The sequence below is a fragment of the Mesorhizobium sp. M7A.F.Ca.US.005.03.1.1 genome (genome assembly GCF_003997975.1).
Taxonomy (GTDB): Bacteria; Pseudomonadota; Alphaproteobacteria; order Rhizobiales; family Rhizobiaceae; genus Mesorhizobium; species Mesorhizobium ciceri.
This window is the reverse complement of sequence record NZ_RZRO01000049.1, coordinates 1-25,769: the sequence shown is the minus strand read 5'-3', so window position 1 is coordinate 25,769 and position 25,769 is coordinate 1. Positions and strand designations below refer to the sequence as shown.

Sequence of the window (25,769 nt, the reverse complement as noted above, 5' to 3'; positions counted from 1 at the left end):
GACATATGCCGCAGGCTGTCTCTAACCTATCGTTTTCTCGAGCATATTGAGCCAGTTGCGATAGGCGATTTTTTCGATCAGCGCGCGGCCGAAACCGCGTGCCGCCAATGCATCGATCAGCTTCGGCAGGCCGGCGACATCGCCGATGACGGCCGGGATCATGGCGCCGTCGAAATCGGAGCCAAGACCAACGCCATCCTCACCCAGCGCCTGCAGCAGCGAATCGATATGGCGCACCATGATATCGAGGCTGGTGTCGGCATTCATGCGACCGTCCTCGCGCAGGAAGCCGGTTGCGAAGTTCAGCCCGACCATGCCGCCGGTTTCGCGGATCGCGCCGAGCTGCCAGTCGGTCAAGTTACGCGAATGGCCGCAGATCGCGTGCACGTTGGAATGGGTCGCCACCAGCGGCGCATCGCTGAGTGCGGCGACATCGCGAAAGCCCTTCTCGTTGAGATGCGACAGGTCGATCATGATCTTCAACTGGTTGCAGGCCTTGACCAGCGCCTTGCCGGCATCGGTCAGGCCAGGGCCGGTGTCGGGCGAAGACGGGAAGCGGAACGGCACGCCGTGGCCAAAGGCGTTCGGACGGCTCCAGACGATGCCGAGCGAGCGCAGGCCGGCTTCATGCAGCACGTCGAGCATGGTGAGCTCGGGATCGATCGCCTCGACCCCTTCGATGTGGAACACCGCGGCGATCGACCCTTGCGCCATGGCATTGCGCACATCGCCGGCGCTGCGGCAGACGGTGAGCGCTCCGGCCCGTTCCAGCCTGAACAGGATCGAGGCCATCGCGATGGTCGAGGTCAGCGCCTCATCGCGCGGAACCTCGGGCGGCAGCGGTTCTGCGGCGCCCGGCGCCAGGGGCACGGCGCCGCGCCTGGATTTCTCGACAGGCGGCGGAAAGATGGCGAACATGCCCCCGGCGAAGCCGCCGGCTTTCGCGCGTGGCAGGTCGATATGGCCGCCCGATTTCCCCTCGATGAACAGTTTTTCGACGTCCGTGTCTTTCGACTGATGGAGTCTGAGCAACGTATCGTTGTGGCCGTCGAAGACGGGAACGCGATCGGTTTCGGTCATTGGGGGATCATTCGGTTCGTTTGTCGGCGCGGCTAAGATATATCCTATCTACTTAGGCAGGATGCGCCACCCGCGCAAATGCCAAAGCCGCCCCGGTGGGATGGCAGCCGCTTGCCGCGCCGTTTCCAAGCAACGAATCCCTACCGCTTCAGCACGTCGGCCCATTCCTGATGGCGGCGGAACTGGGCGTTGGCGAACGGGCAGAGCGGGATGATCTTCTTGCCCGCCGCACGCGCATCCTCGACGGCGCGGGTGACGAGCCGAAGCCCGGCACCCTGGCCGCGAAAGACGTCCGGCACTTCGGTGTGGTCGATGATGATCTGGTGCTCACCGATCTTGGTGAAAGTCATCTCGGCCTCGGCGCCATCGGGTCCACGCAGGACATAGCGGCCCTTGGAACCGCGATCCTCAAGTTCGATCTCAGGCAGTTGGTCAGGCATTGCTATGCTCCTTGGGCAGTATCGGCAAAGAACCGCCGTGCCGCCTCGATTTCGTTTGGCCGCACCTCGTGCCCGCCATCGTGCCATTCCACTGTGACATCGGCGCCGTCGGCACGCAAATAGGCCTCGAGCCGCGTGGTCAGGTTCGGTGGACAGATCGGATCGCGCTTGCCGGCGGTCACCAGGATATGGCGGCCGGCGAGGCTGCCCTTGACCTCAGGTTCGAACGGGATCAGCGGATGCATCAGCACCGACGCGTCGAACAGCGCTGGAACCGCGAACACCACCGAGGCCAGGACATTGGCGCCGTTGGAATAGCCGAGACCGAGCACGGCCGATGGCTTCGCTGCTTCAACATGGGCCTTGACGAAGCCCGCCATCTTGGTCGTCGCCCGCGCCAGGTCGTCCATATCGTAGATGCCCTCGGCGGCGCGGCGAAAGAAGCGCGCGGCACCTTGTTCCGACACATCACCGCGCGGCGAGACGATGGTTGCCTGGGGCGCGAGATCGCGCCCCAGCGACAGAAGCTGATTCTCATCGCCTCCCGTGCCATGGAAGACGAACAGCAATGGACCGCCCGGCGAACCGGGCAGCACCTTGTGGATGTAAGCGTCCTTGCTCATGGCCTCAGCCTTCCAACTTCTGCAGATGCTGTTCGAGATAGGGCCGCAGGTGCTGGTGCTGCGTCGGCAGCTTCAGCGCCTCGCCCAGATGAGCGGTATCCTCGTCGCGATCGAAACCCGGCTCGTTGGTGGCGACTTCGAACAGCACGCCACCCGGTGTGCGGAAATAGATCGCCCAGAAGTAGTCGCGGTCGATCACCGGCGTCACCCCATAGCCGGTGTCCATCAACGCCTTGCGTACTTCCAGCTGCCTGGCGCGGTTCTCGACCGCGAAGGCGACGTGATGGACGGAGCCGGCGCCGAGATCGGCGAAGGCAGTGCTCGGCAGCGATTCGATGTCGATGACATCGGCGCCATTGCCGTTCTTCACCGCCAGCCGCCTGAGATTGCCGGACTTGTCGACTTCCTCATAGCCCATGAACTTCAGCAGCTCTTCCGTGGCGCCGCCATCCTTCAGCCTGAGCGACACGGAATGAAAGCCTCGGATCGCCTCATCCGTGGGAACGCCGCCTTTCGCCCAGGGTGCTCTGCTGTCGCTCTTGCACTCGACCAGCGCGAAGCCGTCACCATCCGGTCCGGCAAAAGCCAGGCGCTTCTCACCGAAGGTTTCTTCGCGCGAGAGGCCGGTGACGCCCTCATCGGCAAAGCGTTTTTCCCAATAGCCAAGCGTGCCTTCCGGCACCGAGTAGACGGTGGTTCCGACTTCCCCGACCCCATGCCGGCCCTTGCCGATGTCGGGGAAGTGGAAATAGGTCATCACCGAACCCGGCGTACCGGCCTCGTCACCGTAATAAAGGTGATAAACATCGGGCGCGTCGAAATTGACGGTCTTCTTGACCGGCGCTGACCGAGTTTCCTGGTGAAGAAATCGTTGTTCTGGCGGGCATCCCTGGCCATCGACGTGACGTGATGCAGGCCCTTGATCTGGTCGAGCTTGCTCCTTCCCTTGGTACATGTGCGGCCCTCGCCGCTGTCCACGCCAATATGAGGATCAGGGCAGTTTCCGCAAAGGCGGCAAACACAGAATGGACTGTGTCATAAAAGTGAACGATGGAACAAGGTTCGTTCACCAATTGTTTCGCAGGTCAGACTTGCGCCATGGCCAGAATTCGGTTCCATAAACGGCGTTCGACATCCCGGGACAAAGGTATCGTGAGTGAGTGGAAAAGCCAGGCGGCCTAACATTCTCCTGATCACATGCGACCAGTGGCGCGGCGATTGTCTGTCCGCCGCCGGTCATCCGGTCGTGCAGACGCCGCATGCCGACGCTTTGGCCGCGGAGGGTGTGCTGTTCAACCGGCATTATGGCGGCGCGGCGCCCTGCTCGCCCGCCCGCGCCTGCCTCTACACCGGCCTCTACCAGATGAACAACCGCGTCTGCCGCAATGGCACGCCGCTCGACGCTCGCCACGGCAACATTGCGCTTTCGGCTCGCGCCCTGGGCTATGATCCGACGCTGTTCGGCTACACCGATGTGTCGCTCGATCCGCGCCTGCTGGCGCCGGGCGATCCGCGGCTGCAAAGCTATGAAGGCGTGCTGCCGGGCTTTACGGTGCGCCAGTTGCTGCCCGAGCATCAGAAGCAATGGCTATCCTGGCTGGAGCTGCAAGGTGTCGACGCCAGCGCCGGATCCCCCGACATCCATCGCCCGGTGGCCGACGGCGCGGTCGGGACCACCGTCAGCAACGCGCCGCCCGTCTACTCCGGGCAACAAACCCCGGCGGCCTTCCTGACCGGCGAATTCGCGCGTTGGCTTGGCGAACAGGAGCACGCCGCGCCGTGGTTCGCGCATGTTTCCTTCATCAGCCCGCACCCGCCCTTCATAGTGCCGGAGCCCTACAACACAATGTACGATCCGGCTGACGGCCCGGCCTTCCGGCGCGCGGCAAGCTGGCAGGAGGAGGCGGAAAACCATCCCTATCTAGCCTATGATCTCGGCCGGCAGAAACAGATGAAATTTCGCCCCGACGCCAGCGGCAAGGTGCGCGACTGGAGCGAAGACGATTTTCGCGTCCTCCGCGCGATCTATTACGGCATGATTTCCGAGGTCGACGCCCAGCTCGGCCGCATCTGGCAAGCGGTCAAGGCGGCCGGCGCGTGGGACGACACCATCATCGTGCTGACCTCGGACCATGCCGAGATGATGGGCGACCATTTCATGCTGGGCAAGGGCGGCTATTTCGACGGCAGCTACCACATTCCGCTGATCATCCGCGATCCGCGCCACGGCAAGGCGGCCGGCGGCAAGGTAGACAGCTTCACCGAAGCGGTCGACATTTTGCCGACGTTTCTCGACCTGCTCGGCGAAGAGCCCGCGCCGCATCTCGACGGCAGGTCGCTGAAGCCGTTCCTGAGCGGAGAGGCCCCGGCGGCGTGGCGCGATGCCGCGCATTGGGAGTTCGATTTCCGCTCGGTTGCCGCGGGCGAGGCCGAACGCCATTTCGGCATCGCCTCACGCCAATGCAATCTCGCCGTTATCCGCACGGAGCGTTTCAAATATGTGCATTTCGGCGGCAACCTGCCGCCGCTGCTGTTCGATCTGGAAAATGACCCGGACGAATTGGACAATCTCGCGGCCGACCCCAGCCATCTCGCCGTGCGTCTGGAATTCGCCGAACGGCTGCTCGCCTGGCGAGCCGAACATCTCGACCAATCGCTGGCACTGGCCGAATTGACCGAGAACGGCCTCGTCGGCCATGCCGCTGGCCTGCCTCCACGCCACACATGAACACAGGCCCGCATCGTTGCCGGCGCGGGCCTGTATCCGACTGGGTGGAAACTACCTGACGATCATGCGCTGCTGATCGCGCTTCTCGGCATAGCTGCCCTTGTCATAGGCGGTTTGTGCCTCGAGCTGTTCCTTGGTGAAGGTCGTGTACAGGTATTTGTTGCCCGCCTTGTCGGTCATGAATTTGAGATTATCCATGCCGACCGCGACTTCCTTCTCGCCAATGCCGAGGAAGCCACCGACATCGACGATCACCGCATCGGCCTTCTTGTCGGGCGCAAGCACGACATCGCCGATCTCGCCGACCTTGGCGTCGTTGGCGCCATAGACAGTCGTGCCCTTGAGGTCATCGGCGCGAATCTCACCAACCGGCATCTCGGTCAGCGTCGACTTGTCGATGGCTGCGGTCTTTGTCTGGTCCGGAGCCGAGGCATCGGGGGTCGTGGGCGCCGGAGCCTGTGCCGTCTTGTCGGACGGAGCGACGGCAGGGGCTGCGGCGGGCGCGACTGCTGCCGGCGCATTCGAAGCCGTCGTTGCCGGCGCAGGGTCATAGGCCTTGCGGTTGAAATCCGGCTGCGCCTGCAATTCTTCCTTGGTGGTCTGGGCGACCAGCCAGCGGTCGCCATTCTTCTCGGCCCACTGCGCCTTCGAGAAGTCATAGGTGACGTTCTTGGCGCCAAGGCCTAGGAAACCGCCGACGCCGATGACCAAGTACTGCGCCTTGCCATCCTTGGTCAGCACAATGTCGTTGACGTCGCCGATGTTCTGGGCGTCATCGCCGGTGCCGTTGTAGACGTTTTCCCCGATGATGTTGGTGGCGAGATTGCCGTCGGCGCGCTTGACTGGTTCTGCCGAAGCGGCGTTCATGTCGACAGGCTTTTGCGCTGTGTCCGTCGTCGCGGGTGCTGCCGGCGCTGTTGCGTCGGTCGATGCCGCAGGTGCTGGGGTCGGGCTGTAAGGCTTTTTATCGAATTCTGCCTGCGCCGTCAGTTCGTCCTTGGTCGTCTGGGCCACCAACCAGCGGTCGCCATTCTTTTCGGCCCACTGCAGTTTGCCGTAGTCGAAAGCAACGCTTTTGGCGCCGACACCCAGAAAACCGCCGACGTCGATGACAACGGATTTCGCCTGCCCATCCTTGTCGAACACGACGTCGCTGACCTTGCCGATGTTTTCGGCATCGTCGCCGGTGCCGTTGTAGACGGACTCACCGATGATGTTGGTGACGATGCTGCCCTCTGCGCGTGGCACAGGAGCGGCGGCGGGCTCCTGGACGGCGGGCGTGGCAGGCGCCGTATTTGTTGCGTTCTGCGCATAGGCGCCGGTCGCGACAAAGGTTGCGAGCGCCGTCGTGGCTAAAAGATTGCGGATCATGGTAGTCTCTCCTCGTGCCTGATCTCATGCGCCGCGTCTTCCTTGGGGAACGCGGCATCTACAGGTTCACAACGTCGTGACCGGGTCAGTTGTTCCGACAAAGCGCTGCGGTCCGGGAACGAAACCACGGAAATTATTGAGCCGCTGGGGTAGTCACCCCGTGGCAAGAGGAACCTTTCTGTCGACGCCGCGTTTCAGCCGTTGGCTGGGTATATCCCGGCCGCCTTTAGGCTGACCTGGTGGAGCGGGGCATGAGATTTGCAGCGGTGCTGAACCGGGACGGCGGCACTTTGCGCACCACCGACCTCGCTGCTTTCTCCGACAGGATGCATCAGACGTTGGAAACGGCAGGCCACTCGCTCAGCATCGAAATTGTCGCCGGCAAGGATGTGGTGGAGACGCTGGACAACGCCGCTTCGCGTCGCTCGGTCGACATCGTGCTGGCGGCTGGCGGCGACGGGACCATTTCCGCCGCGGCCGCCCGACTGATGGGCACGAAGAAGGCGCTTGCCATATTGCCAGCCGGCACCATGAACCTGTTCGCACGCGGGTTGGGCATTCCGCAGTCGCTCGACGGGGCGCTGAAATCCTTCGCCGACGGCGAAATCATTGCTGTCGATGTGGCGACGGCCAATGGCCAACCTTTCGTGCACCAGTTCTCGATCGGCATGCACGCGAAGATGGTGCAACTGCGCCAGAAGATGGAGTTCGGTTCGCGGTTGGGAAAGATCCGCGCCTCGGCCAAGGCGGCTTGGGCAACGATCAACAATCCACCTGCGATGAATGTGACGCTCAGCATCGGCGATGCCGAAATGGCGGCACGCATCACCGGCATCGGCATCACCAACAACTTATTCGGCGAAGGCCATCTGCCTTATGCCGACAATCCTGCGGGCGGCGTGCTCGGTGTCTATGTCACGGTGGCGAAGCAGCGCGCCGAACTGGTCAAGTTCTTCTTCAACATGGCGCGCGGCAAATGGCGCGACAACGAACATGTCGAAATCCACCAGACAAACAGAACGGTGCTGAAAATCCATTCGGGCAGCCGCAAATTTCGCGCCGTCATGGACGGCGAACTGGTCAGGCTTGACCGTGAAACGGTAATCGAGATCCAGCCTGGCGCACTGAATGTATTGGTTCCGGCGAGCGCGGCCCAGTCGAGAGCCGCCTGATGAGGTGCGACGCAACGGACAGGCCGGCTTTACCCGGCAGGAGCCTGCTCGGTGGTGTTGGGCGGTGTGGGCACATGCTGTTCATCGCTGTTAGGCGCCTTGATCAACACACCATAGATCTCGGCAATGCCCCATGCAGCAAACACCAGAAGCAGTGCGGCGATCAGGATCCGAAATCCATGCCAGCCCCATCGCCCCTGCCGCGCCTTGTTTTCTGGAATGATCTTGGCCATGCTCGATCCCTGTCTCATTCGGCACCAACTGGCGCGCCCGGCAAATCATGGTCGGGTAACGGTTCCTCGCTAGGATGGTTCCGGAAAAGCGTGCTGGCCTTGCACCAGCGCAAGCATGCGGCGACGAAGACCGGGACGAGGCAATTGGGGTGATTGGCAAGACGCAAACAGCACCCGATCTGCCGGCCGAAGTTGCGCTAGCAGTCATGGATGTCGACCGGCTGGCCGTGCTGCACGGATTGGAGATGCTGGATACGGCGGCCGACCCCGATTTCGACCGCGTCAGCAGCCTTGCCGCAGCGGTGATGCAGGTGCCGATGGCCCTGGTCACACTCGTCGACCTTGAACGGCATTGGTTCAAATCCTGCTTCGGCCTGGACGAGACCGAAACCGCGACCAACGTCTCCTTCTGCGCCCATGCGATTGCCGCCGGCGACGAGCCGATGGTGGTCGTGGATGCAACGGCGGACCCCCGTTTCAAGACCAACCCGCTGGTCACCGGAAAGCACCATGTCCGCTTCTATGCCGGCGCGCCGATGATCGTGGCAGGTGCCCGCATCGGCACGCTGTGCGTGCTCGACCGCGAGCCGCATGGTTTTCCATCCCGAGCCGAGCTCGACCAGTTGAAGGCGCTCGCCGGCCTCGCCGCCAGCCTGTTCACCCTAAAGGACGCAACCCGCAGCGGCGCGATCGCCGAGGCCGCACTTGCGCGCGAGGAAAAACGACGCGCCATCGCACTCGATGCGGCCTCGCTCGCCAGCTGGGCATGGGATATCCGCACCGATGTCATCGAATGCGACACATTGATGTCGGAGCTGTTCAACCTGCCGCGCTCCAACCGGCTGCGCGCACGCGACATCCTCACCGCCATCGATCCGCGCGACGTCTACCAGACCGAAACCCGCTTTCGCGACGCCTTGACCGGCAGCGACGACTATTTCGGCGAATACCGGGTGAAGGGCTTTCACCCGCCGCGCTGGCTCGCCACGCGCGGCCGTGTCATCGAGCGTGACGGCGACGGCAAGCCGACATTGATCTTCGGCGTCAATTACGACATCTCCGAGCGCAAGCTCGGCGACGAACGGCAACGGCTGCTGCTGCGTGAACTCAACCATCGCGTCAAGAACACTCTGGCGACCGTCCAGGCGCTGGCAACCCAGACCGTGCGCCATGCCCGCCAGCCAAGCCAGTTCCTCGAGGCCTTCGGCGCCAGGCTTCAGGCCTTGGGCATCGCCCACAATCTGTTGTCGGACCGCGAGTGGCGTGGCATCGGCATCAGTGAACTCGTCCAGATCGAGGTCAGACCTTTCGAAACGGCCGAGCAGCCGCGCATGACGATCTCCGGCGACGACCTGCTGCTGTCGCCCGACCAGGCCGTCGGGCTTGGCCTGATCCTGCATGAACTCGCCAGCAACGCGCTGAAATATGGCTCGCTGTCGGTGCCGTCAGGCAGGGTCGACCTCGGCTGGAGGACGCAAGGCAGGAAGGATGCCCGGCGTCTTGTGCTGACCTGGCGCGAAAGCGGCGGGCCGCAAGTCGCTCCGCCGGATCGGCAAGGCTTCGGCTCTATCCTCATTCGCCGCAGCCTGGCCAAGGTCATTTCCAGCGAAGTGACCCATGAATTCCGGCCGGAAGGCGTGTTTGCCGAAATATCGATGCCCCTGGAAGAGCTGTCGAAGTGATCTCCCAACAGCTCTATGTCCGCTCGCTCTCATCCGGATCGTCGGATTTCACATTCTCGCGGTAGATGGCGTAGGCCGCGAGCGCCACGGCCGGCCCCAGAATGGCGCCGAGACCGCCTTTTCCCTTGAGCAGGCTCGGCAGCACGGCGAGTGCGGCGGTGACGCCGATCGCCTTCATGTCGGCATTGCGGCGCTGCGCCCGGCGCCGGGCGCGCGAACCTGCGGATATCCGGTAGATCAGCAGGATAAGTCCGGCGAGCACCAGGAAACCGGCGCCAAACCCGAGCGCGGCGGCAAGCGAGCCGTAGCGCATCGCCGTCCAGATATAGGCGGCCCCGACCAGAAAGCCGAGACCGCAAAGCGCAGCGGCCATGGCGATCACATAGACGATTGCCGCCGTGCGCGCCCGATGAACGGCCGCCACGGTTTCCCCCGAGGCGAGGCCCGAGATCAGGGTTGCCAACATTCCCATCTGTAGCGCGACTAGCGACGCGCGATGAGCGCGAAAAGGAAGCCGACGCCAGCGGCGATTGCCAGTGACGTCACCGGCTTTTCACGCACGCTTGCCATCATCTGCGCTTCGATGTCCTTGGCATTGCTGCGCAAGCTGTCAAAGGCTGCTTCGCCCTGCGCGCGCAACTGCTCGACCCCTTCTGTCGCTGCACGGCGCGCGGTGCCATAGCCATGCTCGCCGGTCTTGGCCAGTTGTTTGGTGAGCTTGTCGATGTCGGCCTTCAACTGCCTGATGTCGGCTTCCAGGTCCGCATTTGCACGGGCGTCGGTTGCGGTCTTTCCTGCGGCAGTGGCCATGGCTTAACTCCTTGTGATTGCTCGGTTTCAAACGCGCTGCGCGCCTCATGGTTCCGGCACTGCGGACAAAGTAGCCGAAAACGCATCGGCGCGCACCCGATCCGCCGGCTTCGCAAAAAGACGCTTCCTCAGATTAGTGGCCGGCGCGCCTCGCCCAGTCCTTCCCAGCCGGCGAGCCGCTTGAGCCCTTCATTGTCGGAGACCGCGCAGCCGCCGTCGCGCCAGACGATCAGCTTGCGATCCATCAGCTTGCGGATCGTCTTGTTGGTGTGAACCAGCGACAGGCCGAGCGTATCGGCAATGTGCTGCTGCGTGATCGGTATCTGGACGGATTGGCTGCCATTCAGTCCGACGACCTTGGCCCGGCTGCCGATGAAGGCGATGAGATAGGCGGCGCGCTCGATCGCACTGCGGCGCCCGAGGCTGAGCAGATTCTCGTCCAGCATCCGCTCCTCGCGCGATGCGATCCAAGTGATGTCGTAGGCCAGCCCGGGATGATTGCGGTACAGCTCGTGCAGATATTCGCGCTCGAAAACACACAGCAGCATCGGTGAGAGTGCCTCGACGGAATGCTGCATCTCGCCCATCACACTGCCTTGCAGGCCGATCAGATCGCCGGGCATGAGATAATTGAGGATCTGGCGACGGCCATCCCGCAGCAGCTTGTAGCGAAACGCCCAGCCGGAGAGCACGGTGTAGAGATGGGCGCTATGGCTTCCCTCCACCAGCACCGTGTCGCCCTTGTCGACCGCGAGTTCGCCCTTCTTGAATTTGCTGATGAAGGCCAGCTCCTGTTTTTCGAAGTCGCGGAAAACCGGCAACGGCCGCAATGGGCAGTTCTCGCAGGGATATTGGCGGCTGGAGAAAGCGTTATTGTTCTGGACTGACATTTCGCCCCCTTCGAAAGCCCGCTCGACCCCCTTCGAAAGCCGCTCTTGGAGAGCCGCGTTTCAACGCGTTGCAAGGATTGAGGTTCCGCCCGCTGGCCACATGTCTTTTTTAAATGACAGCAAGCCAATTAGCGATCATGACTCCGGCGTTTCAAGGAGTCTTTGCCTGTGCCCACATTGCTTGACGGATTGCGGATTCTCGTTTTGGAGGACGAATTTCTCATCGCCATGGATGTCGAGCAACTTTGCCGCGATCATGGCGCCGATGAGGTGGTGATCGCCCGTGACCTGACCGAGGTCGATGGCCGGGAAGTCGCCACGCGATTCGATGCAGCCATTGTCGACTTGATGCTGGGCGGCGCCTCGACGATCGATTTCGCTTCCGGGCTGCGCGCGGCAGGCATACCTTTCGTGTTTGCGTCCGGCTATTCGGATGCCGATGAAATCAAGGCATCGTTTCCGGGCGTCAGGCTGGTTGGCAAACCCTACTCAGGCGAAGACCTGGTGCAAGCGGTCGCGGCGGCCTGCGGACGCGCTTGAGACGCGATCGCGGTCAGCTCGCCGGCGAACTCGTTACCTGGGCCGAAATCGCGTCCGGACCATACTCGTCCTCACCTGATATTTTCAGGATCTCCTGCAAGCGGGTACGGGCTCGGCTGACGCGGCTCTTGATCGTCCCCACCGCGCAGCCGCAGATCTCCGCGGCCTCCTCGTAGGAGAAACCAGATGCGCCGATGAGGATGATGGCTTCGCGTTGGTCCTCCGGCAACTGCTCCAGCGCCCCGCGAAAGTCCTTCAGGTCGAGTTGACCGTGCTGGGCCGGATGAACGGCAAGCCTGGCCGTCATGATACCGTCGCTGTCCTGCACTTCGCGCCCGCGCTTGCGCATTTGCGAATAGAACTCGTTGCGCAGGATGGTGAAAAGCCAGGCCTTGAGATTGGTGCCGGGCTGGAAGCTCTCATGCTTGTCCCAAGCCTTGACGAGTGTTTCCTGGACGAGGTCGTCGGCTTTATCGGCATTTTGCGTCAGCGACACGGCAAACGCGCGCAGACTTGGGATTGCCCCAAGCAGATCAGTCTTGAAGCCTTGTGAGACCGCGGCCATGCCTCAGTCCTTCTTCTGTGCGGGTTCAGCCTGTTCCAGTTGGCTAAGCAACTGGGAAAAGCGATCCGGCACATCGTCGGAGACCAGCGCGTCGTAATATTGTTTGAGTTTGCGTCCGATTTCGGAGTTCGGCCCAAGAGCGTCACCAGAACCGTTCCGGCGCCTGCTCTCGGCGCCAGTCAGAATATCTTTCGTCATATCCTTCATTTTGCCCTTGTATTCCCAGCGCTCAAGCCGCTCTTACCGTACTCAACACAACGCAAGCGGCGCCCTCGTCTGGTTGCCCATCCCCACCACAAACGCCACTCCCCGGCTTTTGTTCCGTCGAGGTGGAACTTTTTCAAAAAATCCGCGTTATCACGGCTTGCAGTCAGCTTGACCTGCTACGCAATCGCGTCATTCTGAGGGAGACGTCTTACCATGAGCTTATCCGCCACCATCGCACCACATCTGCCCTTCCTGCGCCGCTTCTCGCGGGCTGTTTCCGGGTCGCAAGAGAGTGGTGACGCGCTGGTCGCTGCGATGCTTGAAGCCATCATCGCCGATATCGAGATATTTCCCGAAGCATCGAGCGACCGCATCGCGCTGTACAAGGTTTTCGCCAAGCTTTTCACATCGGTCGCCATCCGCGTTCCACAGGAACAGGCGCAATCGGCGTGGGAACAGCGCACCGCCGCCAATCTGAATGCGATCGCGCCGCGGCCCCGTCAGGCCTTCCTGCTCGTGGCGGTCGAAGGCTTCAGCGAGGAGGAAGCGGCTGAGATCCTTGACGTCGGTGATCAGGAGTTTTCAGAGTTGCTTGCCCAGGCGAGCAACGAGATATCCCGTCAGGTGGCAACCGACGTTCTGATCATCGAGGATGAACCGCTGATCGCCATGGATATCGAAGAAATGGTCGAGAGCCTCGGGCACCGCGTCGTTGGAACGGCGCGCACCCATGCCGAGGCAGTGATGATGTTCGGCAAGACGCGACCGAAGATGGTGCTGGCCGACATCCAGCTTGCCGACGGCAGTTCCGGCATCGAGGCCGTGAACGAAATCCTGTCATCGACGTCGGTGCCGGTCATCTTCATCACCGCCTTCCCCGAACGCCTGTTGACTGGTGAACGACCGGAACCGGCCTTCCTGGTCACCAAGCCGTTCAATCCCGACATGGTCAAGGCGCTGATCAGCCAGGCACTGTTCTTTGACCGGCAGGCGAAAGCCGCCGCATAGTCGGGAATTGGGAGTGGAGGAATTGACGAACCCAAGGCGATAGCCTCGCTCCCGAATCTCTCCAGATGATCAATTCGTCACTTCGTGCCGCCTGATGCACCCGGGCGGCGAGGTGAATTCCTGCGGTTCCGCTCGAACGATTTGCAAGCACGGTCTTTTTCGGCAAAGGGTGGGAACAAACCGCAACCACCCACGTTTTCATCGCACCATTCGAAGGAGATGGATCATGCTTTACTGGGCGCTCGTATTTCTCGTCGTTGCCATCATCGCCGGCGCGCTTGGTTTCGGCGGCATCGCCGGTACCTCCGCCGGCATAGCGCAGATATTGTTTTTCATCTTCCTCGCCTTCCTGGTCATTTCGCTTCTTGCGGGCCTGTTCAAACGGGCTTCGTAAGGACGGACGGCCGAACACTGGAAGCCGCACCCCTCAAACGGTTTCCAGCCACCGCCGGGCGGTGTCCCTCAAAGGACGCCGTCCGGCGGACCGTTTTTGGCGGCGGGTTTTCCGGAAACCTGTTTGGAACCCATTCAACGATGAGCCGTTCAGCCTGAATTGGGTGGACAGATTGGCCGATGGGTTCCAGGACCGGAAACAGGAAAGACGCCGTGCAAAGCGATGAAGTCATCGCCCTCCATCCCGCCGACAGCGGCATGCAGCTCGGCCGTGCTCTTCTTCACGCGTTGCACAATGCCGGCATTTCCGTTCTCTACCAGGATCGCGAGATGAAAACCGTATGGGCGCGCAACATGCGTGCGCCCTGGGTTTCGGACACCGCCGACAGCATCGGCATCCTGCCGGAGGCGCAGGCCGACCGCATCGGCGCGGCCAAGCGCGACGTCATTGCATCCGGCAACCCCCAACGTCTCGAGATCAGCGTTCCCGTCGAGGATGGCAGCCGCTGGTTCGAAGTGTGGATCGATGCCGATCACGGCGATGGTGGCACCGTGCAAGGCGTCGTCACCACGATGGTCGAGACGACGGAGCAGAAGCGCCGCGAGCAGACCCTGACGACGCTGTTGCGAGAGGTGAGCCATCGCTCGAAAAACCTGCTGGCGATCATCCAGAGCATAGCCACCCAGACCGGCCGCTACTCCGACAGCATCGGCGATTTCCTGACACGCTTTCGCGGCCGGCTGCAATCGCTGGCCTCGTCCCAGGATCTCGTGACCTCTTCCAACTGGCGGGGTGCAGCACTTCGCGAACTCGTGTCGGGCCAGGTTGGCCGCTATGGCGGCGATCCGGTTCGCAGCCTGAGGTTTCAGGGGGCAAACCCCTATCTCAATCCCAACGCTGCCTTGCATATCGGCCTTGCGATGCATGAACTCGCCGTCAATTCGGTGAGCTACGGCGCCCTGTCGCGGCCCGGCGGGTACGTCAATGTTACAGCCAACCTGACCGCCGACGACACGGGAACCTCCCTGTCCCTGACATGGGCGGAGGCAATCGGCGCCAGTGATGTCAGGCGTAGCGAGAAGCGCTTCGGCAGCGTCGCACTCGAACGGGTCGTGCCGGCGTCACTGAACGGAACGGCGACGCTCGAAATCGCGGCTGGCCGCCTTGAATACCGCCTTGTCGTTCCGCACGGCAATTTCGAGACGGATTGAGCGACCTTCCTTAACCCGCCGTTCACCATAAAAGCAGATGCTGTTTTTCCCAGATACCGCTGGAACTTGTTGCATCACCGAACATTTCCGCAGCAGGATTTGCAGTATGGTGGGAGGAATGCCTTGACGGTTGCCGACATGAACAGACTGGAGCAGGCCGCCCGGATTTCCATGGGCGAGTTTGAGGACTCCGAGGCTTCCGCGCCACCGCTGGCTCCTGTTCCCAACGGAGCTTTGCGCCTTGTTGCGCTGGCCTTGGTGGCGGTGATCATGGCGGTCGCCCTGCACCAACTGGTCTACTAGGCCACGTCGTTTCGGCCGGTGGCCGAATCGGCTGTAGCGCCATCTTATTTCCCCGGCCGATCAAGCCAGCCAGGAACTTTGGCGAATGTAGACCGTTACTATGGCGAGAGGACTTCTCGCCATGGAACATATCGCTGCATTGTTGCTGGTCATCGGTTGCTCGAACACGATGGCCGACTGCCGTGAACTCCAGGTGCCCGTAAGCGTTTTCGCGACGGCCGAGCAATGCGTGGCCGAACGCCCATTCGTCTTGGGCGACGTGCAAGGGCAGGCTGACCACATCGTCGCCAAATGCCTTGCGGTCGATCCGGCGCTTGAGGACGACTATGATCAGATCGTCTGGAATGTGCGCGCCGATGGTACGCTTGACGCGTCTTTGGCAATTTCCAGCCTGGTAATGGCATCGAACACGATACGCCCAGAAAAAGACTATCTTCACCAACAATAGATTGCAGCAGCAAAGGCCGTCATTTCATGCTAAATGGCGGCTGGAGCTTACTAAAGTGAGGACACAAAGTGAGGAGTGACTCTATGCGGAAGATGATTATTGCCCTGGTTGCGGTGGTCGCGGTCAGCGGCTGCACCTCGACTGAGAAGGACGTGGTTGGCGGCGGCTTGATCGGCGCCGGTGTCGGCGGCTTGGTCGGCGGCGGTAAGGGCGCGCTGATCGGCGCGGCCGTGGGTGCCGGTTCCGGCCTGCTGGTGCGCAACCTGCGCAACGGCTATTGCCAATATCGCGATCATCGCGGCCGGATCTACACGGCTCGCTGCAACTAATTCGGCGATAATCGAAACGTCGATCCGGAGGCCGGTCCGCCGGCTTCCGGGTTTTTGATGTCTGGATGCTTCCCCCTTGTCGGCAACGGTCGCGCTCAATTGGCGAGTGGAATTTTGATTTCCACGTTCAGCCCATTGGCTTGGTAATCCCGTTTGATCGTACCGCGCAATTCGCGCGTCACGTTGAGGTCGATCAGCTTGGTGCCGAATCCGGTCTCGGCGGGCGCTTCAAGTTTCTTCTGCCCGTTTTCGCGCCAGTTGAGAGCCAGCATCCTGTCGCGCCCTCGGCCTTCGAGCGACCAGTCCACCTTCAGCGCCCCAACGGAATTGCCGGCCTCGCCGTATTTCAGCGCATTCGTCGCCAGTTCGTGGAAGGTCAGGCCGAGCGCTTGCGTCGTGGTTTCGTCGAGCAGCACCTGTGGTCCCGACAACAGCTCATCGGGCAGCTCCTTGCCGAACACCTGACCCAGCTCGATGCGCAGGAGATCGCCAAGATCGGCCTTCTGCCAGCGTGAGCGCGTCAGCATGTCCTGGGAGGCCGCCATCGCCTGCAGCCTGGCCGAGAAGGACGCTGAAAACTCGTTGACGTCGGTCGCCCGCGATGCCGTCTGACGCGCGATCGCCAGCACCCTGGTGATCGAATTCTTGATGCGATGCTTCATCTCCTGCAGCATCAGGTCTTTTTCGATCAGGCTCTTTTCCGTCGTTTCGTGCAATCGCGACGCTGCCTCATAGGCCCGCTCCTGATAGCGCGCCACAAGCGCGATTGCGCCCGCCAACAGCAGGCCGAACAGCCCCAGCATCACCGGAATGGCGCGCGACGACGGCTGCGAGAAGGCGCTTGTCGGCCGGAACAGGACAGTCCATGGCTGTCCGGCGACGATGATCTTTCGCGTGACCAGCAGCCTGTTCCCGAAAGTGGAAGCCGGCGGCGTCTCCGACCGGAACAACAGATTGTCGCCGTTCACGGCACCATCGCCATCATAGATTTCGGTGTTGACCGGCAAAAGCGGCGACCGGCTGAGCGCGGTCTGGAACAGATCGCGAGCCCGAAAGGCCGCATAGAGAAAACCTGATGTCGAGGATCTCGAAGCATTGATGACGTCGGGAGCGGTTTCGACATTGAGCCGCACGAAAACGAAGAAGCCGGTGAACGTCTGCGCGGCGCCCGTGTCCTGGCCTAGCTGCACCAGCCCGCTGGCATGCTGCTGGTCGTCGGACATCGCCTTTTCGATCGCCGCACGCCGCACCGGTTCGCTGAACATGTCGTAGCCGATGCCGGCTTGATTGGATGGATCCAGCGGTTCGAACAGCACGATAGGGGTGCGCCAGGGTTGCGTGGTATCCGGGTAGATTGGATGACTGACGCCATAATCGTGCAGCATGTCGCGTTCGACCGTCGCCTCGTCGCCCGTCTTTGCCAGCCTGAGGAAGCCGATACCGCGCAAGCCGGCGAAATTCTTGTCGACATCGAGCGCGGTGAAGAAGGCCTTGAACTCATTGCGAGAAATATCGCCATTGCGGGCGTCGAACAGGGCCTGCGTCGAGCGCAGCAGCGACAGATGCAGGTCGATGCGGCTCTCGATCCGGTTGAGCGCATCGTCGGCAGTCGCCTCGAACTTGATGCGCGCGGCTTCCTGCGTGGCGAAGTAGGCAAAACCTGCCATCACCATGCTGATCAGCGCGACGGCGATAAAGGCGATGATCGGGAAAAGCTTCTTCAACGGATCGTGCGGTCCCTGAGCAATGTCGGACCTTTATGCGCAAGTCGCCCTGCCAACACAATGCCAAGGCCAAGCCATCCCTACGGCTGGCATATCACGTGTCCGGCAACCGCGATCTGGCTTGATCTCAGGCCGCGATCTTCAGCGCGCCCGGTCCGGGAATGGCGCCTGGCGGGCATTTGCCCAGAATGATCATGCCCAGCACCTCGTCCTGGGTGACATCAGTGGTGCGGGCGGTGCCGACCACCTGGCCGTTCTTCATGACGCAGACCCGGTCGGCAAGCTCGAACACATCGTGGATGTCGTGGCTGATCAGGAAGATGCCGATGCCGTCGGACTTGAGCTGCTTGACCAGTTCGCCGACCTGCGCCGTTTCCTGCGGACCAAGTGCGGCCGTCGGCTCGTCCATGATCAGGATGCGGGCGTTGAACAGGATCGCACGCGCGATCGCCACCGATTGCCGCTGGCCGCCCGACAGCTTGATCACCGGCTCCTTGAAACGCTGGAACCGGGGATTGAGCCGACCCATCACCTTGCGCGCCTCGGCCTCCATGGCAACGTCGTCGAGCGTGCCCCAGGCGGTCATCAACTCGCGGCCGAGGAACAGATTGGCGGCGGCGTCGACATTGTCGGCCAACGCCAGCGTCTGGTAGATCGTCTCGATGCCGTATTTCTTGGCGTCGCGCGGGTTGGAGATCGATGCCTCCTCGCCGTTGACGAAGATCTGGCCCGAATCGCGCTTGTAGGCGCCGGACAGGATCTTGATCAATGTCGACTTGCCGGCGCCATTATGGCCGAGCAGCGCCACGACCTCGCCGGGGAAAAGATCGATCGAGGCGTCGTCGACGGCGCGGATGCCGCCAAACGCGATCGAGATGTTCCTCATGTCGATCAGCGCGGTGGCTGCAGGAGCAGTCTTGTCAGTCATGGCATGCCCTCCTAGACGCGCTTGCGATAGACGGTGTCGAGCCACACGGCGATCACCAGTACGGCGCCGACGACGATGCTCTGCAGCGGCGAGTCGACACCAAGCAGCACCATGCCGGACTGCAGCGACTGCATCAGCAGGGCGCCGAGCATGGCGCCGATGATCGTTCCCGACCCGCCGGCTAGCGATGTGCCACCGATCACGGCGGCTGCAATGACGAGCAGCTCGTCGAGCGTTCCAAGCACGTTGGTGGCCGAATTCTGCCGGGCCGAGGAGATCGCCGCGGCAATCGTGGCCAGCACGCCCATGATCATGAACACCTTCATGGTGATCCAGCGCGTGTTGATGCCGGCGAGATTGGCCGCCTCGGGATTGCCGCCGATGGCGAAGACATAGCGGCCGAAACGGGTGCGGTTGGTGATGAAGGTCATGACCAGCCCGACGGCGACCGCCATCAGCACCGGTATGGCGATACCGTGGGCGATGAACAGGCCGCCTTCGGGAACGGTGATGTTGTTGGCGGCCGCATATCTGTTCACGATGCCGATCGGCCAGGGGTAGGAGTTGGCGAGCCAGACCGCACCCATGATGGCGCCGCAGGTGACGACACCGAGCAGCGCCTCGGCCCAGATCGGACGTAGCGGAAAACGGAAACGCTTGCGCTGCACCCGCCCGTTGAACAGCCCAAACACCACGGCGAGGCAGGCGACGATCCCGACAACCCAGCTCCAGGTTGCGCCGATCGATCCCGCCGGCCCGCCGCCCATCAGCTGAAAGGTGGCGTTAAGCGGCGCCACGGTCTGGCCTGATGTGACCCACCAGGCAGCACCGCGCCAGACCAGCAGGCCGCCCAGCGTCACGATAAAGGCGGGCACTTCGAGATAGGCGATGACGAAGCCTTGAAAGGCGCCGATCAACAGGCCGAGCGCCAGGCCGATGACCAGCGCCAGGACCCAGATCCACGGATTGCCGAGTTCGAGCCCGACAAAACGCACCAGGAAATGCACCTGGGCAAATCCCATCACCATGCCGATCAGGCCCTCGGCGGAACCGACCGACAGGTCGATGTTGCGCATGACGATGACCAGCACCATGCCGCAGGCCATGATGGCGACCGCGGATGTCTGCACCGACAGGTTCCACAGATTGCGCGGCGTGAGAAAGGTGCGGCTGTCGAAATCGAGCGGGTTGACGCCGAGGCGCAGGCTGGAAATGACATGCAGCCCAATCCAGATGACCAGCAGCGCGCCGATCATGCCGAGCATCCGGGTGTCGATCTCGGTCGCCTTCAGGAACCGGGCGACGGCGCCGAGTTCCGACGCGCGCGCCGTATCGGCCTGCGGGTTGGACGTCGTGTCGGTCATGATTTCCTCCCACCGGCTGGCCGTCTGACGCGCATGCCGGAGCCCAGCCTAGAAGCTATCCGCATGATGCGGAAACACAATTCTTTGAGAAAACGCCGCGGCTTTTGGGCCGCGGCGTTCAGATATTTCGAAGTGGTCCGGATCAGTTACAGGCCGCGACGGTGCCGGCAGCGACACCCGCGCAGACTTCGTCCTTCTTGATCCAGCCAGCGTCGATGACGACGTTGAGATTGTCCTTGGTGATGGCAACCGGAGTCAGGAACAGCGACTTGACGGTGTTGCCGCCCGGCGTCGTGAAGTCCTTGGCGCCGGCGATGTCGCTCGTCTTCTTGCCGTCGGCCAGTTGCGAGGCGATCTCGGCGGCATTCTTGCCGAGCTCGCGCGCGTCCTTCCACACCGACACGGTTTGCGTGCCCAGGGCGATGCGGTTCAGCGCGGCGTGGTCGCCGTCCTGCCCCGAGACCGGCACGGTGCCGGCCAAGCCTTGAGCCGTCAGCGCCGCGACGACGCCACCGGCAGTGCCGTCATTGGCCGCGACCACCGCGTCGACCTTGTTGTCGTTGGCGGTCAGGAACTGTTCCATGTTCTTCTGGGCGTTGGCGGGCAGCCAGCCATCCGTGTAGGCTTCGCCGACATTCTTGATCTTGCCGCTGTCAATGGCTTCCTTGAGCACTTCCATCGAGCCCGAGAACAGGAAGTCGGCATTGGGATCGGCACCGGAGCCCTTGATGAAGACGTAGTTGCCTTCCGGCTTGACCTTGAACACTTCGCGGGCCTGCATGCGGCCGACTTCCTTGTTGTCGAAGGTCAGATAGAAAACGTCCTTGTTCTCGATCAACCGGTCATAGCCGACGACCGGAATGCCTTCGTCCAGCGCCTTCTGCACGGCCGGGCCGATGGCCGAAGCATCCTGCGCCAGGATGATCAGGGAATTGGCGCCCTGCGAGATCAGGCTTTCGACGTCGGTAAGCTGCTTGCCGGGATTGGACTGCGCATCGGCGGAGATGTACTTGTCGCCGGCGGCCTCGATCGCCGTCTTCATGGCGGCCTCGTCGGTCTTCCAGCGTTCCTCCTGGAAATTGGACCACGAAACGCCGACGACCTTGTCCTTCGCCTGCGCGACAGACGCGAGCGTCAGCGACATGGCGGCACCCGCCAGGATGGCGGCTGTGAATCTTTTCATATTATCCTCCCTGCGCCGCGTATGGCGCGACCAAACTGGCCCGAGGGCCGGCACAGAGGCCCTATTTTTTCGAGCCTCGAAAAAATACTGGGCCAACGCCCGAACGCTGTCAACATCGATTCTGATGGATTTTGATGTCGTCTCGAATTTTTTTCGGGCCTCGGAATAAATAAATGACACGGCGCGCGGCTTCTGCCAGTATTTGACCGCGTCACCGACAGCGTTCCAGGGCAGGAAGAACCGCGGCGACCGGGAGGATATGAAAGAGCATGTCGGTCGGAATCCGCCACGACGATTTGCGCCGCCGCAACCGCGCGATGGTGATCGCCGCGGTGCGCCGCGCCGGACAGCCGTCGCGCACCGAGATCGCCGCAACCACAAGCCTCAGCCATTCGACGATCTCGGCGATCTCATCCGACCTGATCGTCGAAGGCATCCTGACCGAAAGCAAGCCGAGCGAGGCCGGCTCGCTCAAACGCGGCCGTCCGCAGGTCGGCCTCAGCCTCAATCCGGAAGCGGCCGCGGTAATGACCGTGGTGCTGTCGCTGAACTTCCTCTCGGTCGCCGTCATCGACTATGCCGGCCAGGTAATATCCGAGGAACAGCGTCGGCTCGACACGCTGACGATGTCGCGCGACTCGCTGATCGGTGAGTGCACGGCAATCGTGCGGCGCCGCCTGGAAGATCCCGACCTGGACGTGCGCAGCATCGCTCGTATCGCGCTGGCCGTCCAGGGCATCACCGACACCCGTGCCCGCGCCATGCTGTGGTCGCCGATCACGCCGCACACCGACATCGCCTTCGCCGACATATTCGAAGAGGAGTTCGGCGTCCCCGCCATTATGGAGAACGACTGCAACATGATGGCGGTGGCGCTGCGCTGGCGCGATCCCGATCGTTACCGCGACGATTTCATCGCTATCCTTTTGTCGCACGGCATCGGCATGGGGCTGGTGCTGAAGGGCGAATTGTTCACCGGCACCCATTCCTCGGGCGGCGAATTCGGCCACATGATTCATCGGCCGAACGGGGCGCTGTGTCGCTGCGGACGGCGCGGCTGCGTCGAAGCCTATGCCGGCAATTATGCCATCTGGCGCAACGCGCGGCAGATGGGCGAGGATGCAGAACCCGTCGCCGATGTCAGCGACGCCGACATGCGCGCCCTGGCTGCCGCCGCCCGCGAGAGGGACGGACCGGAGCGGGAAGCCTACCGCAAGGCTGGCGAAGCGCTCGGCTACGGCCTCGGCAGCCTGTTCGCGCTGATCGATCCGGCCCCCGTCGCCATGGTCGGCGTCAGCGCCGCCGCCTTCGACCTGATCGAGCCGGCATTGCGGCAAGCGATTGCCCAGACCGCCGGCGGCCAGCATTCCAAGTCGATTTCCTTCGACACCGAGCCGAACGAACTGCCGCTGATCCGCGAAGGCTGCGCCATGCGGGCGCTGATCTTCGTCGATCAGGAGATTTTTGCGCCGGGCGTGCAGGCGAGATCCGGTCTCGGCGGCAAGAACGTGGCGTGAGTTCAAACGAGGGAGTTCAGTCCTCGCGAATGGCGTAACCCGCCCCACGGATGGTGCGGATGACATCGGGCATACGGCCGTTGTTGACCGCCTTGCGCAGCCGGCCGACATGCACATCGACCGTGCGTTCGTCGATGTAGATCGTCTCGCCCCAGACATTGTCGAGCAGTTGGCTGCGCGAGAACACGCGGCCTGGATGGCGCATCATGAATTCAAGCAGGCGGAATTCCGTCGGCCCGAGCCGGATTTCGCTCTTCTTGCGATAGACACGGTGCGATTCGCGATCGAGCACGATATCGCCGACCTTGAGCACGCTGGACAGCACTTCCGGCTTGGCCCGGCGCAGCAGCGCCTTGACCCTGGCCATGAACTCCGGCGTCGAGAAAGGCTTGACCAGATAGTCGTCGGCACCGGTCGAGAGGCCGCGCACGCGGTCGCTTTCCTCGCCTCGCGCGGTCAGCATGATGATCGGCAGCCGCTCGGTCTCGGGACGCATCCTTAGCCGGCGGCAGAGTTCGATACCGGAAACCGCAGGCACCATCCAGTCGAGCACCAGAAGGTCTGGAACGTTCTCCTGCAGCCGGATTTCGGCCTCGTCGCCGCGCGTCACCACCTCGACCTGGTAACCTTCGGATTCGAGATTGTAGCGGAGCAGCACGCCTAGCGGCTCCTCATCCTCCACCACCATGATGCGTGGCGCGATCATCGGCTGGTCACCCCTGTCATGCCGCTGGCGCGGACATTGCCGTCTCGTCCTGCTTCGGACGATTGGCTGGCAACTGCGTGCCGGTCAAAACATAATAGGCATTTTCGGCGATGTTGGTCACGTGGTCGCCGATCCGCTCGAGGTTCTTGGCGCAAAACAACAGGTGCGTGCACGCCGTGATGTTGCGCGGATCTTCCATCATGTAGGTCAGCAGTTCGCGGAACACCGATGTGTATTTGACGTCGATGCGTTCATCATTGTTTCTGAGCGTGGCAAGCGCTGCCGCGTCAGCGGCGGCATACTCGTCGACGACCCCCTGCACCTGGATCAGCACCAGCTGCGCCATCGCGTCGATCGAATGCGAAAGGTCGTGCGGCGTGACGCTCAGCCCGACAGTGCCGACGCGCTTGGCGATGTTCTTGGCAAGGTCACCGATGCGCTCGAGGTCGCCGGCCATGCGGATCGAACCGACTACCGCACGCAGATCGTTGGCCATTGGCTGGCGCTTGGCGATCAGCGTGATAGCACGATCGTCCAGCTCGCGCTGGCGTGCATCCATGATGGCGTCGTCGGAAACCACCCGCTGCGCCAGCGCATTGTCCGAATTGAGCAAAGCCCTGGTCGAGCCACCGACCATCGAGCGGGCGAGATCGCCCATGTCGCGGATCAGCTGGCTGATCTGCTCCAGATCCTCATCGAAAGATGCGACGGTATGTTCACCCATGATCTTCGTCCCTCATATGCCAGAGATCAGCCGAACCGGCCGGTGATGTAGTCCTGGGTGCGTTTGTCGTCGGGGGTGGTGAACATCTTGTCGGTGGCGCCCTCCTCGACCAGATAGCCAAGATGAAACATCGCGGTGCGCTGCGACACGCGCGCTGCCTGCTGCATCGAATGGGTGACGATGACGATCGTATAGTTCTGACGCAGTTCGTCGATAAGTTCCTCGACGCGAGCGGTGGCGATCGGGTCGAGCGCCGAACACGGTTCGTCCATCAGGATCACCTCGGGTGACACGGCGATGGCGCGTGCAATGCACAGGCGCTGCTGCTGGCCACCGGAAAGACCCGTGCCAGGTTCCTGCAAACGGTCCTTGACCTCGTTCCAGATCGCCGCCTTCTTCAGGCTGGACTCGACGATCTGATCCATGTCGGCCTTGCGCTTGGCCAATCCGTGGATGCGCGGACCATAGGCGACGTTCTCGTAGATCGACTTTGGGAACGGATTGGGTTTCTGGAACACCATGCCGACGCGCGCCCTGAGTTCGACGACATCGATGTTCTTGTCGTAGATGTCCTCTTCGTCGAGCGTGATCTTGCCGGTTACCCGTGCTGAATCGATGGTGTCGTTCATGCGGTTGAGGCAGCGCAGGAAGGTGGACTTGCCGCAGCCGGAGGGGCCGATCAGCGCCGTCACCTGGTTCAGGCGGACGTCGAGATCGACGTCGAACAGCGCCTGCTTCTCGCCGTAGAACACGCCGACCTTGTCGCCGCGCATTTTTATCACTTCGTTCGACTTCATCTTGTCGCCCACTGCGTTTTCAAGGGACTGTTCGGTCATGATGTTCATACCAAAATGCCTTTTTTCTACCAGCGCCGCTCGAACCGACGCCGAAGCACGATCGCGGTGATGTTCATGGCCATGAGGAAGACGAGCAGGATGATGATGGCGCCGGACATACGCTCGACGAAGGCGCGTTCGGCCTCGTTCGCCCACATATAGATCTGCACCGGCAGCGCGGTGGCCGGATCGAAAGGCGTCGTCGGTGGATCGGCGACGAAGGCGACCATGCCGATCAACAGCAGCGGCGCGGTTTCGCCGAGCGCGCGCGCAAGACCGATGATGGTGCCGGTGAGGATGCCGGGCGCGGCAAGCGGCAGGATGTGCTGGAACACCATCTGCATCTTGGAGGCGCCAAGACCGAGAGCTGCCGAGCGGATCGACGGCGGCACCGCAGCAAGCGCGGCGCGCGTCGCGATGATGATCGTCGGCAGCGTCATCAGCGTCAGCACCAGGCCGCCAACGAAAGCGGCGGAGCGCGGCATGCCCAGGAAATTGATAAACACCGCGAGGCCGAGCAAGCCGAAGACGATTGACGGCACTGCGGCCAGATTGTTGATGTTGACCTCGATAAGATCGGTGAAACGGTTCTTCTTGGCGAATTCCTCCAGATAGATGGAGGCGGCGACGCCTATCGGCAGCGCGGGCAGCAGCACGATCACCATCATATAAAACGAGCCGATGATCGCCACGCCCATGCCCGAGGTTTCCGGGCGGCTGGAGGCGCCGTAGGTGAACAGGCCGCTGTTGAAG

General features: G+C 62.3%; 29 protein-coding genes and 1 pseudogene. 11 read left to right on the top strand and 19 right to left on the bottom strand.

Translation table 11 applies throughout. The features are described from left to right. Positions 1-21: 21 nt before the first annotated feature. The 4 genes and pseudogenes from EN990_RS20215 to EN990_RS20200 all read right to left on the bottom strand — a co-directional run bounded on the left by EN990_RS20215 (position 22) and on the right by EN990_RS20200 (position 3,040). Positions 22-1,080 carry a dipeptidase gene (locus EN990_RS20215; protein ID WP_064993243.1) on the bottom strand — a complete coding sequence of 353 codons (1,059 nt, stop codon included), beginning with the start codon at positions 1,078-1,080 and terminating at the stop codon, positions 22-24. Between the two features lie 140 nt (positions 1,081-1,220). Beyond that, positions 1,221-1,520, bottom strand: coding sequence for a GNAT family N-acetyltransferase (locus tag EN990_RS20210; protein ID WP_013529296.1), 300 nt, complete (start codon positions 1,518-1,520; stop codon positions 1,221-1,223). A gap of 2 nt (positions 1,521-1,522) precedes the next feature. After that, positions 1,523-2,143 (bottom strand): alpha/beta hydrolase, encoded by a 621-nt coding sequence (locus tag EN990_RS20205; RefSeq protein ID WP_027163149.1) that lies wholly within the window; start codon positions 2,141-2,143, stop codon positions 1,523-1,525. Between the two features lie 4 nt (positions 2,144-2,147). Next, positions 2,148-3,040 (bottom strand): annotated as a pseudogene (locus EN990_RS20200) (VOC family protein). Between the two features lie 259 nt (positions 3,041-3,299). On the opposite strand from EN990_RS20200, the gene EN990_RS20195 reads away from it, so the two are divergent. After that, entirely contained in the window at positions 3,300-4,871 is a 1,572-nt protein-coding gene (locus EN990_RS20195) for an alkaline phosphatase family protein (protein WP_127368352.1), read from the top strand. A gap of 51 nt (positions 4,872-4,922) precedes the next feature. Here the strand turns inward: EN990_RS20195 and EN990_RS20190 are convergent, their stop codons facing one another. After that, complete coding sequence (locus EN990_RS20190) at positions 4,923-6,242, bottom strand: PRC-barrel domain-containing protein (protein ID WP_127368353.1); 1,320 nt, start codon at positions 6,240-6,242, stop codon at positions 4,923-4,925. Positions 6,243-6,493: 251 nt separating this feature from the next. On the opposite strand from EN990_RS20190, the gene EN990_RS20185 reads away from it, so the two are divergent. Next, positions 6,494-7,414: a diacylglycerol kinase family protein gene (locus tag EN990_RS20185; protein ID WP_127368354.1), complete on the top strand. Its 921-nt coding sequence runs from the start codon at positions 6,494-6,496 to the stop codon at positions 7,412-7,414. A 29-nt stretch (positions 7,415-7,443) separates the two neighbouring features. On the opposite strand, the gene EN990_RS20180 is transcribed toward EN990_RS20185, so the two are convergent. Then, positions 7,444-7,647 (bottom strand): hypothetical protein, encoded by a 204-nt coding sequence (locus EN990_RS20180; RefSeq protein WP_013529290.1) that lies wholly within the window; start codon positions 7,645-7,647, stop codon positions 7,444-7,446. 206 nt (positions 7,648-7,853) lie between these two features. Between EN990_RS20180 and EN990_RS20175 the strand changes: the two genes are divergently transcribed. Continuing rightward, positions 7,854-9,329 carry an HWE histidine kinase domain-containing protein gene (locus EN990_RS20175; RefSeq protein ID WP_164753653.1) on the top strand — a complete coding sequence of 492 codons (1,476 nt, stop codon included), beginning with the start codon at positions 7,854-7,856 and terminating at the stop codon, positions 9,327-9,329. 13 nt (positions 9,330-9,342) lie between these two features. Here EN990_RS20175 and EN990_RS20170 read toward each other — a convergent pair whose 3' ends face one another. The 3 genes from EN990_RS20170 to EN990_RS20160 form a co-directional block, all read right to left on the bottom strand. Then, positions 9,343-9,801, bottom strand: coding sequence for a hypothetical protein (locus EN990_RS20170; protein WP_013529288.1), 459 nt, complete (start codon positions 9,799-9,801; stop codon positions 9,343-9,345). An 11-nt stretch (positions 9,802-9,812) separates the two neighbouring features. Next, positions 9,813-10,139 carry a DUF883 family protein gene (locus EN990_RS20165; protein ID WP_013529287.1) on the bottom strand — a complete coding sequence of 109 codons (327 nt, stop codon included), beginning with the start codon at positions 10,137-10,139 and terminating at the stop codon, positions 9,813-9,815. 128 nt (positions 10,140-10,267) lie between these two features. Further along, the gene (locus tag EN990_RS20160; protein WP_063173193.1) at positions 10,268-11,029 is read right to left on the bottom strand and encodes a Crp/Fnr family transcriptional regulator; all 762 of its coding nucleotides are present in this window, start codon (positions 11,027-11,029) and stop codon (positions 10,268-10,270) included. A gap of 168 nt (positions 11,030-11,197) precedes the next feature. Between EN990_RS20160 and EN990_RS20155 the strand changes: the two genes are divergently transcribed. After that, positions 11,198-11,569: a response regulator gene (locus EN990_RS20155; protein WP_027163154.1), complete on the top strand. Its 372-nt coding sequence runs from the start codon at positions 11,198-11,200 to the stop codon at positions 11,567-11,569. A gap of 13 nt (positions 11,570-11,582) precedes the next feature. On the opposite strand, the gene EN990_RS20150 is transcribed toward EN990_RS20155, so the two are convergent. Together EN990_RS20150 and EN990_RS20145 are read right to left on the bottom strand one after the other, a co-directional pair. Further along, complete coding sequence (locus EN990_RS20150; RefSeq protein WP_013529285.1) at positions 11,583-12,134, bottom strand: RNA polymerase sigma factor; 552 nt, start codon at positions 12,132-12,134, stop codon at positions 11,583-11,585. Positions 12,135-12,137: 3 nt separating this feature from the next. Then, positions 12,138-12,341, bottom strand: coding sequence for a NepR family anti-sigma factor (locus tag EN990_RS20145; RefSeq protein ID WP_032809255.1), 204 nt, complete (start codon positions 12,339-12,341; stop codon positions 12,138-12,140). Positions 12,342-12,554: 213 nt separating this feature from the next. On the opposite strand from EN990_RS20145, the gene EN990_RS20140 reads away from it, so the two are divergent. The 6 genes from EN990_RS20140 (at position 12,555) to EN990_RS20115 (ending at position 16,034) form a co-directional block, all read left to right on the top strand. Then, positions 12,555-13,349, top strand: coding sequence for a response regulator (locus tag EN990_RS20140; RefSeq protein ID WP_013529283.1), 795 nt, complete (start codon positions 12,555-12,557; stop codon positions 13,347-13,349). A 226-nt stretch (positions 13,350-13,575) separates the two neighbouring features. Continuing rightward, entirely contained in the window at positions 13,576-13,743 is a 168-nt protein-coding gene (locus tag EN990_RS20135) for a DUF1328 domain-containing protein (protein ID WP_013529282.1), read from the top strand. A gap of 179 nt (positions 13,744-13,922) precedes the next feature. Then, on the top strand, positions 13,923-14,954 hold the full coding sequence (locus EN990_RS20130) for a sensor histidine kinase (protein ID WP_063169141.1): 1,032 nt from the start codon (positions 13,923-13,925) through the stop codon (positions 14,952-14,954). Between the two features lie 123 nt (positions 14,955-15,077). Continuing rightward, positions 15,078-15,257, top strand: a complete 180-nt coding sequence (locus tag EN990_RS20125; RefSeq protein ID WP_013529280.1) for a hypothetical protein — start codon at positions 15,078-15,080, stop codon at positions 15,255-15,257. A 121-nt stretch (positions 15,258-15,378) separates the two neighbouring features. Then, complete coding sequence (locus EN990_RS20120; RefSeq protein WP_013529279.1) at positions 15,379-15,705, top strand: hypothetical protein; 327 nt, start codon at positions 15,379-15,381, stop codon at positions 15,703-15,705. Between the two features lie 83 nt (positions 15,706-15,788). Next, complete coding sequence (locus EN990_RS20115; RefSeq protein WP_013529278.1) at positions 15,789-16,034, top strand: YMGG-like glycine zipper-containing protein; 246 nt, start codon at positions 15,789-15,791, stop codon at positions 16,032-16,034. Between the two features lie 95 nt (positions 16,035-16,129). On the opposite strand, the gene EN990_RS20110 is transcribed toward EN990_RS20115, so the two are convergent. The 4 genes from EN990_RS20110 to xylF all read right to left on the bottom strand — a co-directional run bounded on the left by EN990_RS20110 (position 16,130) and on the right by xylF (position 21,233). Further along, entirely contained in the window at positions 16,130-17,758 is a 1,629-nt protein-coding gene (locus EN990_RS20110; protein WP_127369333.1) for a CHASE domain-containing protein, read from the bottom strand. A gap of 127 nt (positions 17,759-17,885) precedes the next feature. Then, positions 17,886-18,686: an ATP-binding cassette domain-containing protein gene (locus tag EN990_RS20105; RefSeq protein WP_013529276.1), complete on the bottom strand. Its 801-nt coding sequence runs from the start codon at positions 18,684-18,686 to the stop codon at positions 17,886-17,888. An 11-nt stretch (positions 18,687-18,697) separates the two neighbouring features. Continuing rightward, the gene (locus EN990_RS20100; protein ID WP_013529275.1) at positions 18,698-20,050 is read right to left on the bottom strand and encodes a sugar ABC transporter permease; all 1,353 of its coding nucleotides are present in this window, start codon (positions 20,048-20,050) and stop codon (positions 18,698-18,700) included. 142 nt (positions 20,051-20,192) lie between these two features. Next, positions 20,193-21,233: a D-xylose ABC transporter substrate-binding protein gene (gene xylF, locus EN990_RS20095; RefSeq protein WP_013529274.1), complete on the bottom strand. Its 1,041-nt coding sequence runs from the start codon at positions 21,231-21,233 to the stop codon at positions 20,193-20,195. Positions 21,234-21,502: 269 nt separating this feature from the next. Here xylF and EN990_RS20090 point away from each other — a divergent pair, with 269 nt between their 5' ends. Beyond that, entirely contained in the window at positions 21,503-22,750 is a 1,248-nt protein-coding gene (locus tag EN990_RS20090; protein ID WP_127369808.1) for an ROK family protein, read from the top strand. A gap of 16 nt (positions 22,751-22,766) precedes the next feature. On the opposite strand, the gene phoB is transcribed toward EN990_RS20090, so the two are convergent. From phoB to pstA, 4 genes are all read right to left on the bottom strand, one after another. Further along, positions 22,767-23,456: a phosphate regulon transcriptional regulator PhoB gene (gene phoB / locus EN990_RS20085; RefSeq protein WP_010911896.1), complete on the bottom strand. Its 690-nt coding sequence runs from the start codon at positions 23,454-23,456 to the stop codon at positions 22,767-22,769. Positions 23,457-23,472: 16 nt separating this feature from the next. Continuing rightward, complete coding sequence (gene phoU / locus EN990_RS20080; RefSeq protein WP_013529272.1) at positions 23,473-24,180, bottom strand: phosphate signaling complex protein PhoU; 708 nt, start codon at positions 24,178-24,180, stop codon at positions 23,473-23,475. A 26-nt stretch (positions 24,181-24,206) separates the two neighbouring features. Continuing rightward, a complete protein-coding gene (gene pstB / locus EN990_RS20075; RefSeq protein ID WP_013529271.1) occupies positions 24,207-25,025 on the bottom strand; it encodes a phosphate ABC transporter ATP-binding protein PstB in 819 nt (272 codons plus the stop codon). A gap of 17 nt (positions 25,026-25,042) precedes the next feature. Beyond that, on the bottom strand, positions 25,043-25,769 hold a 727-nt coding region (gene pstA / locus EN990_RS20070), incomplete at its 5' end, for a phosphate ABC transporter permease PstA (protein WP_127388356.1).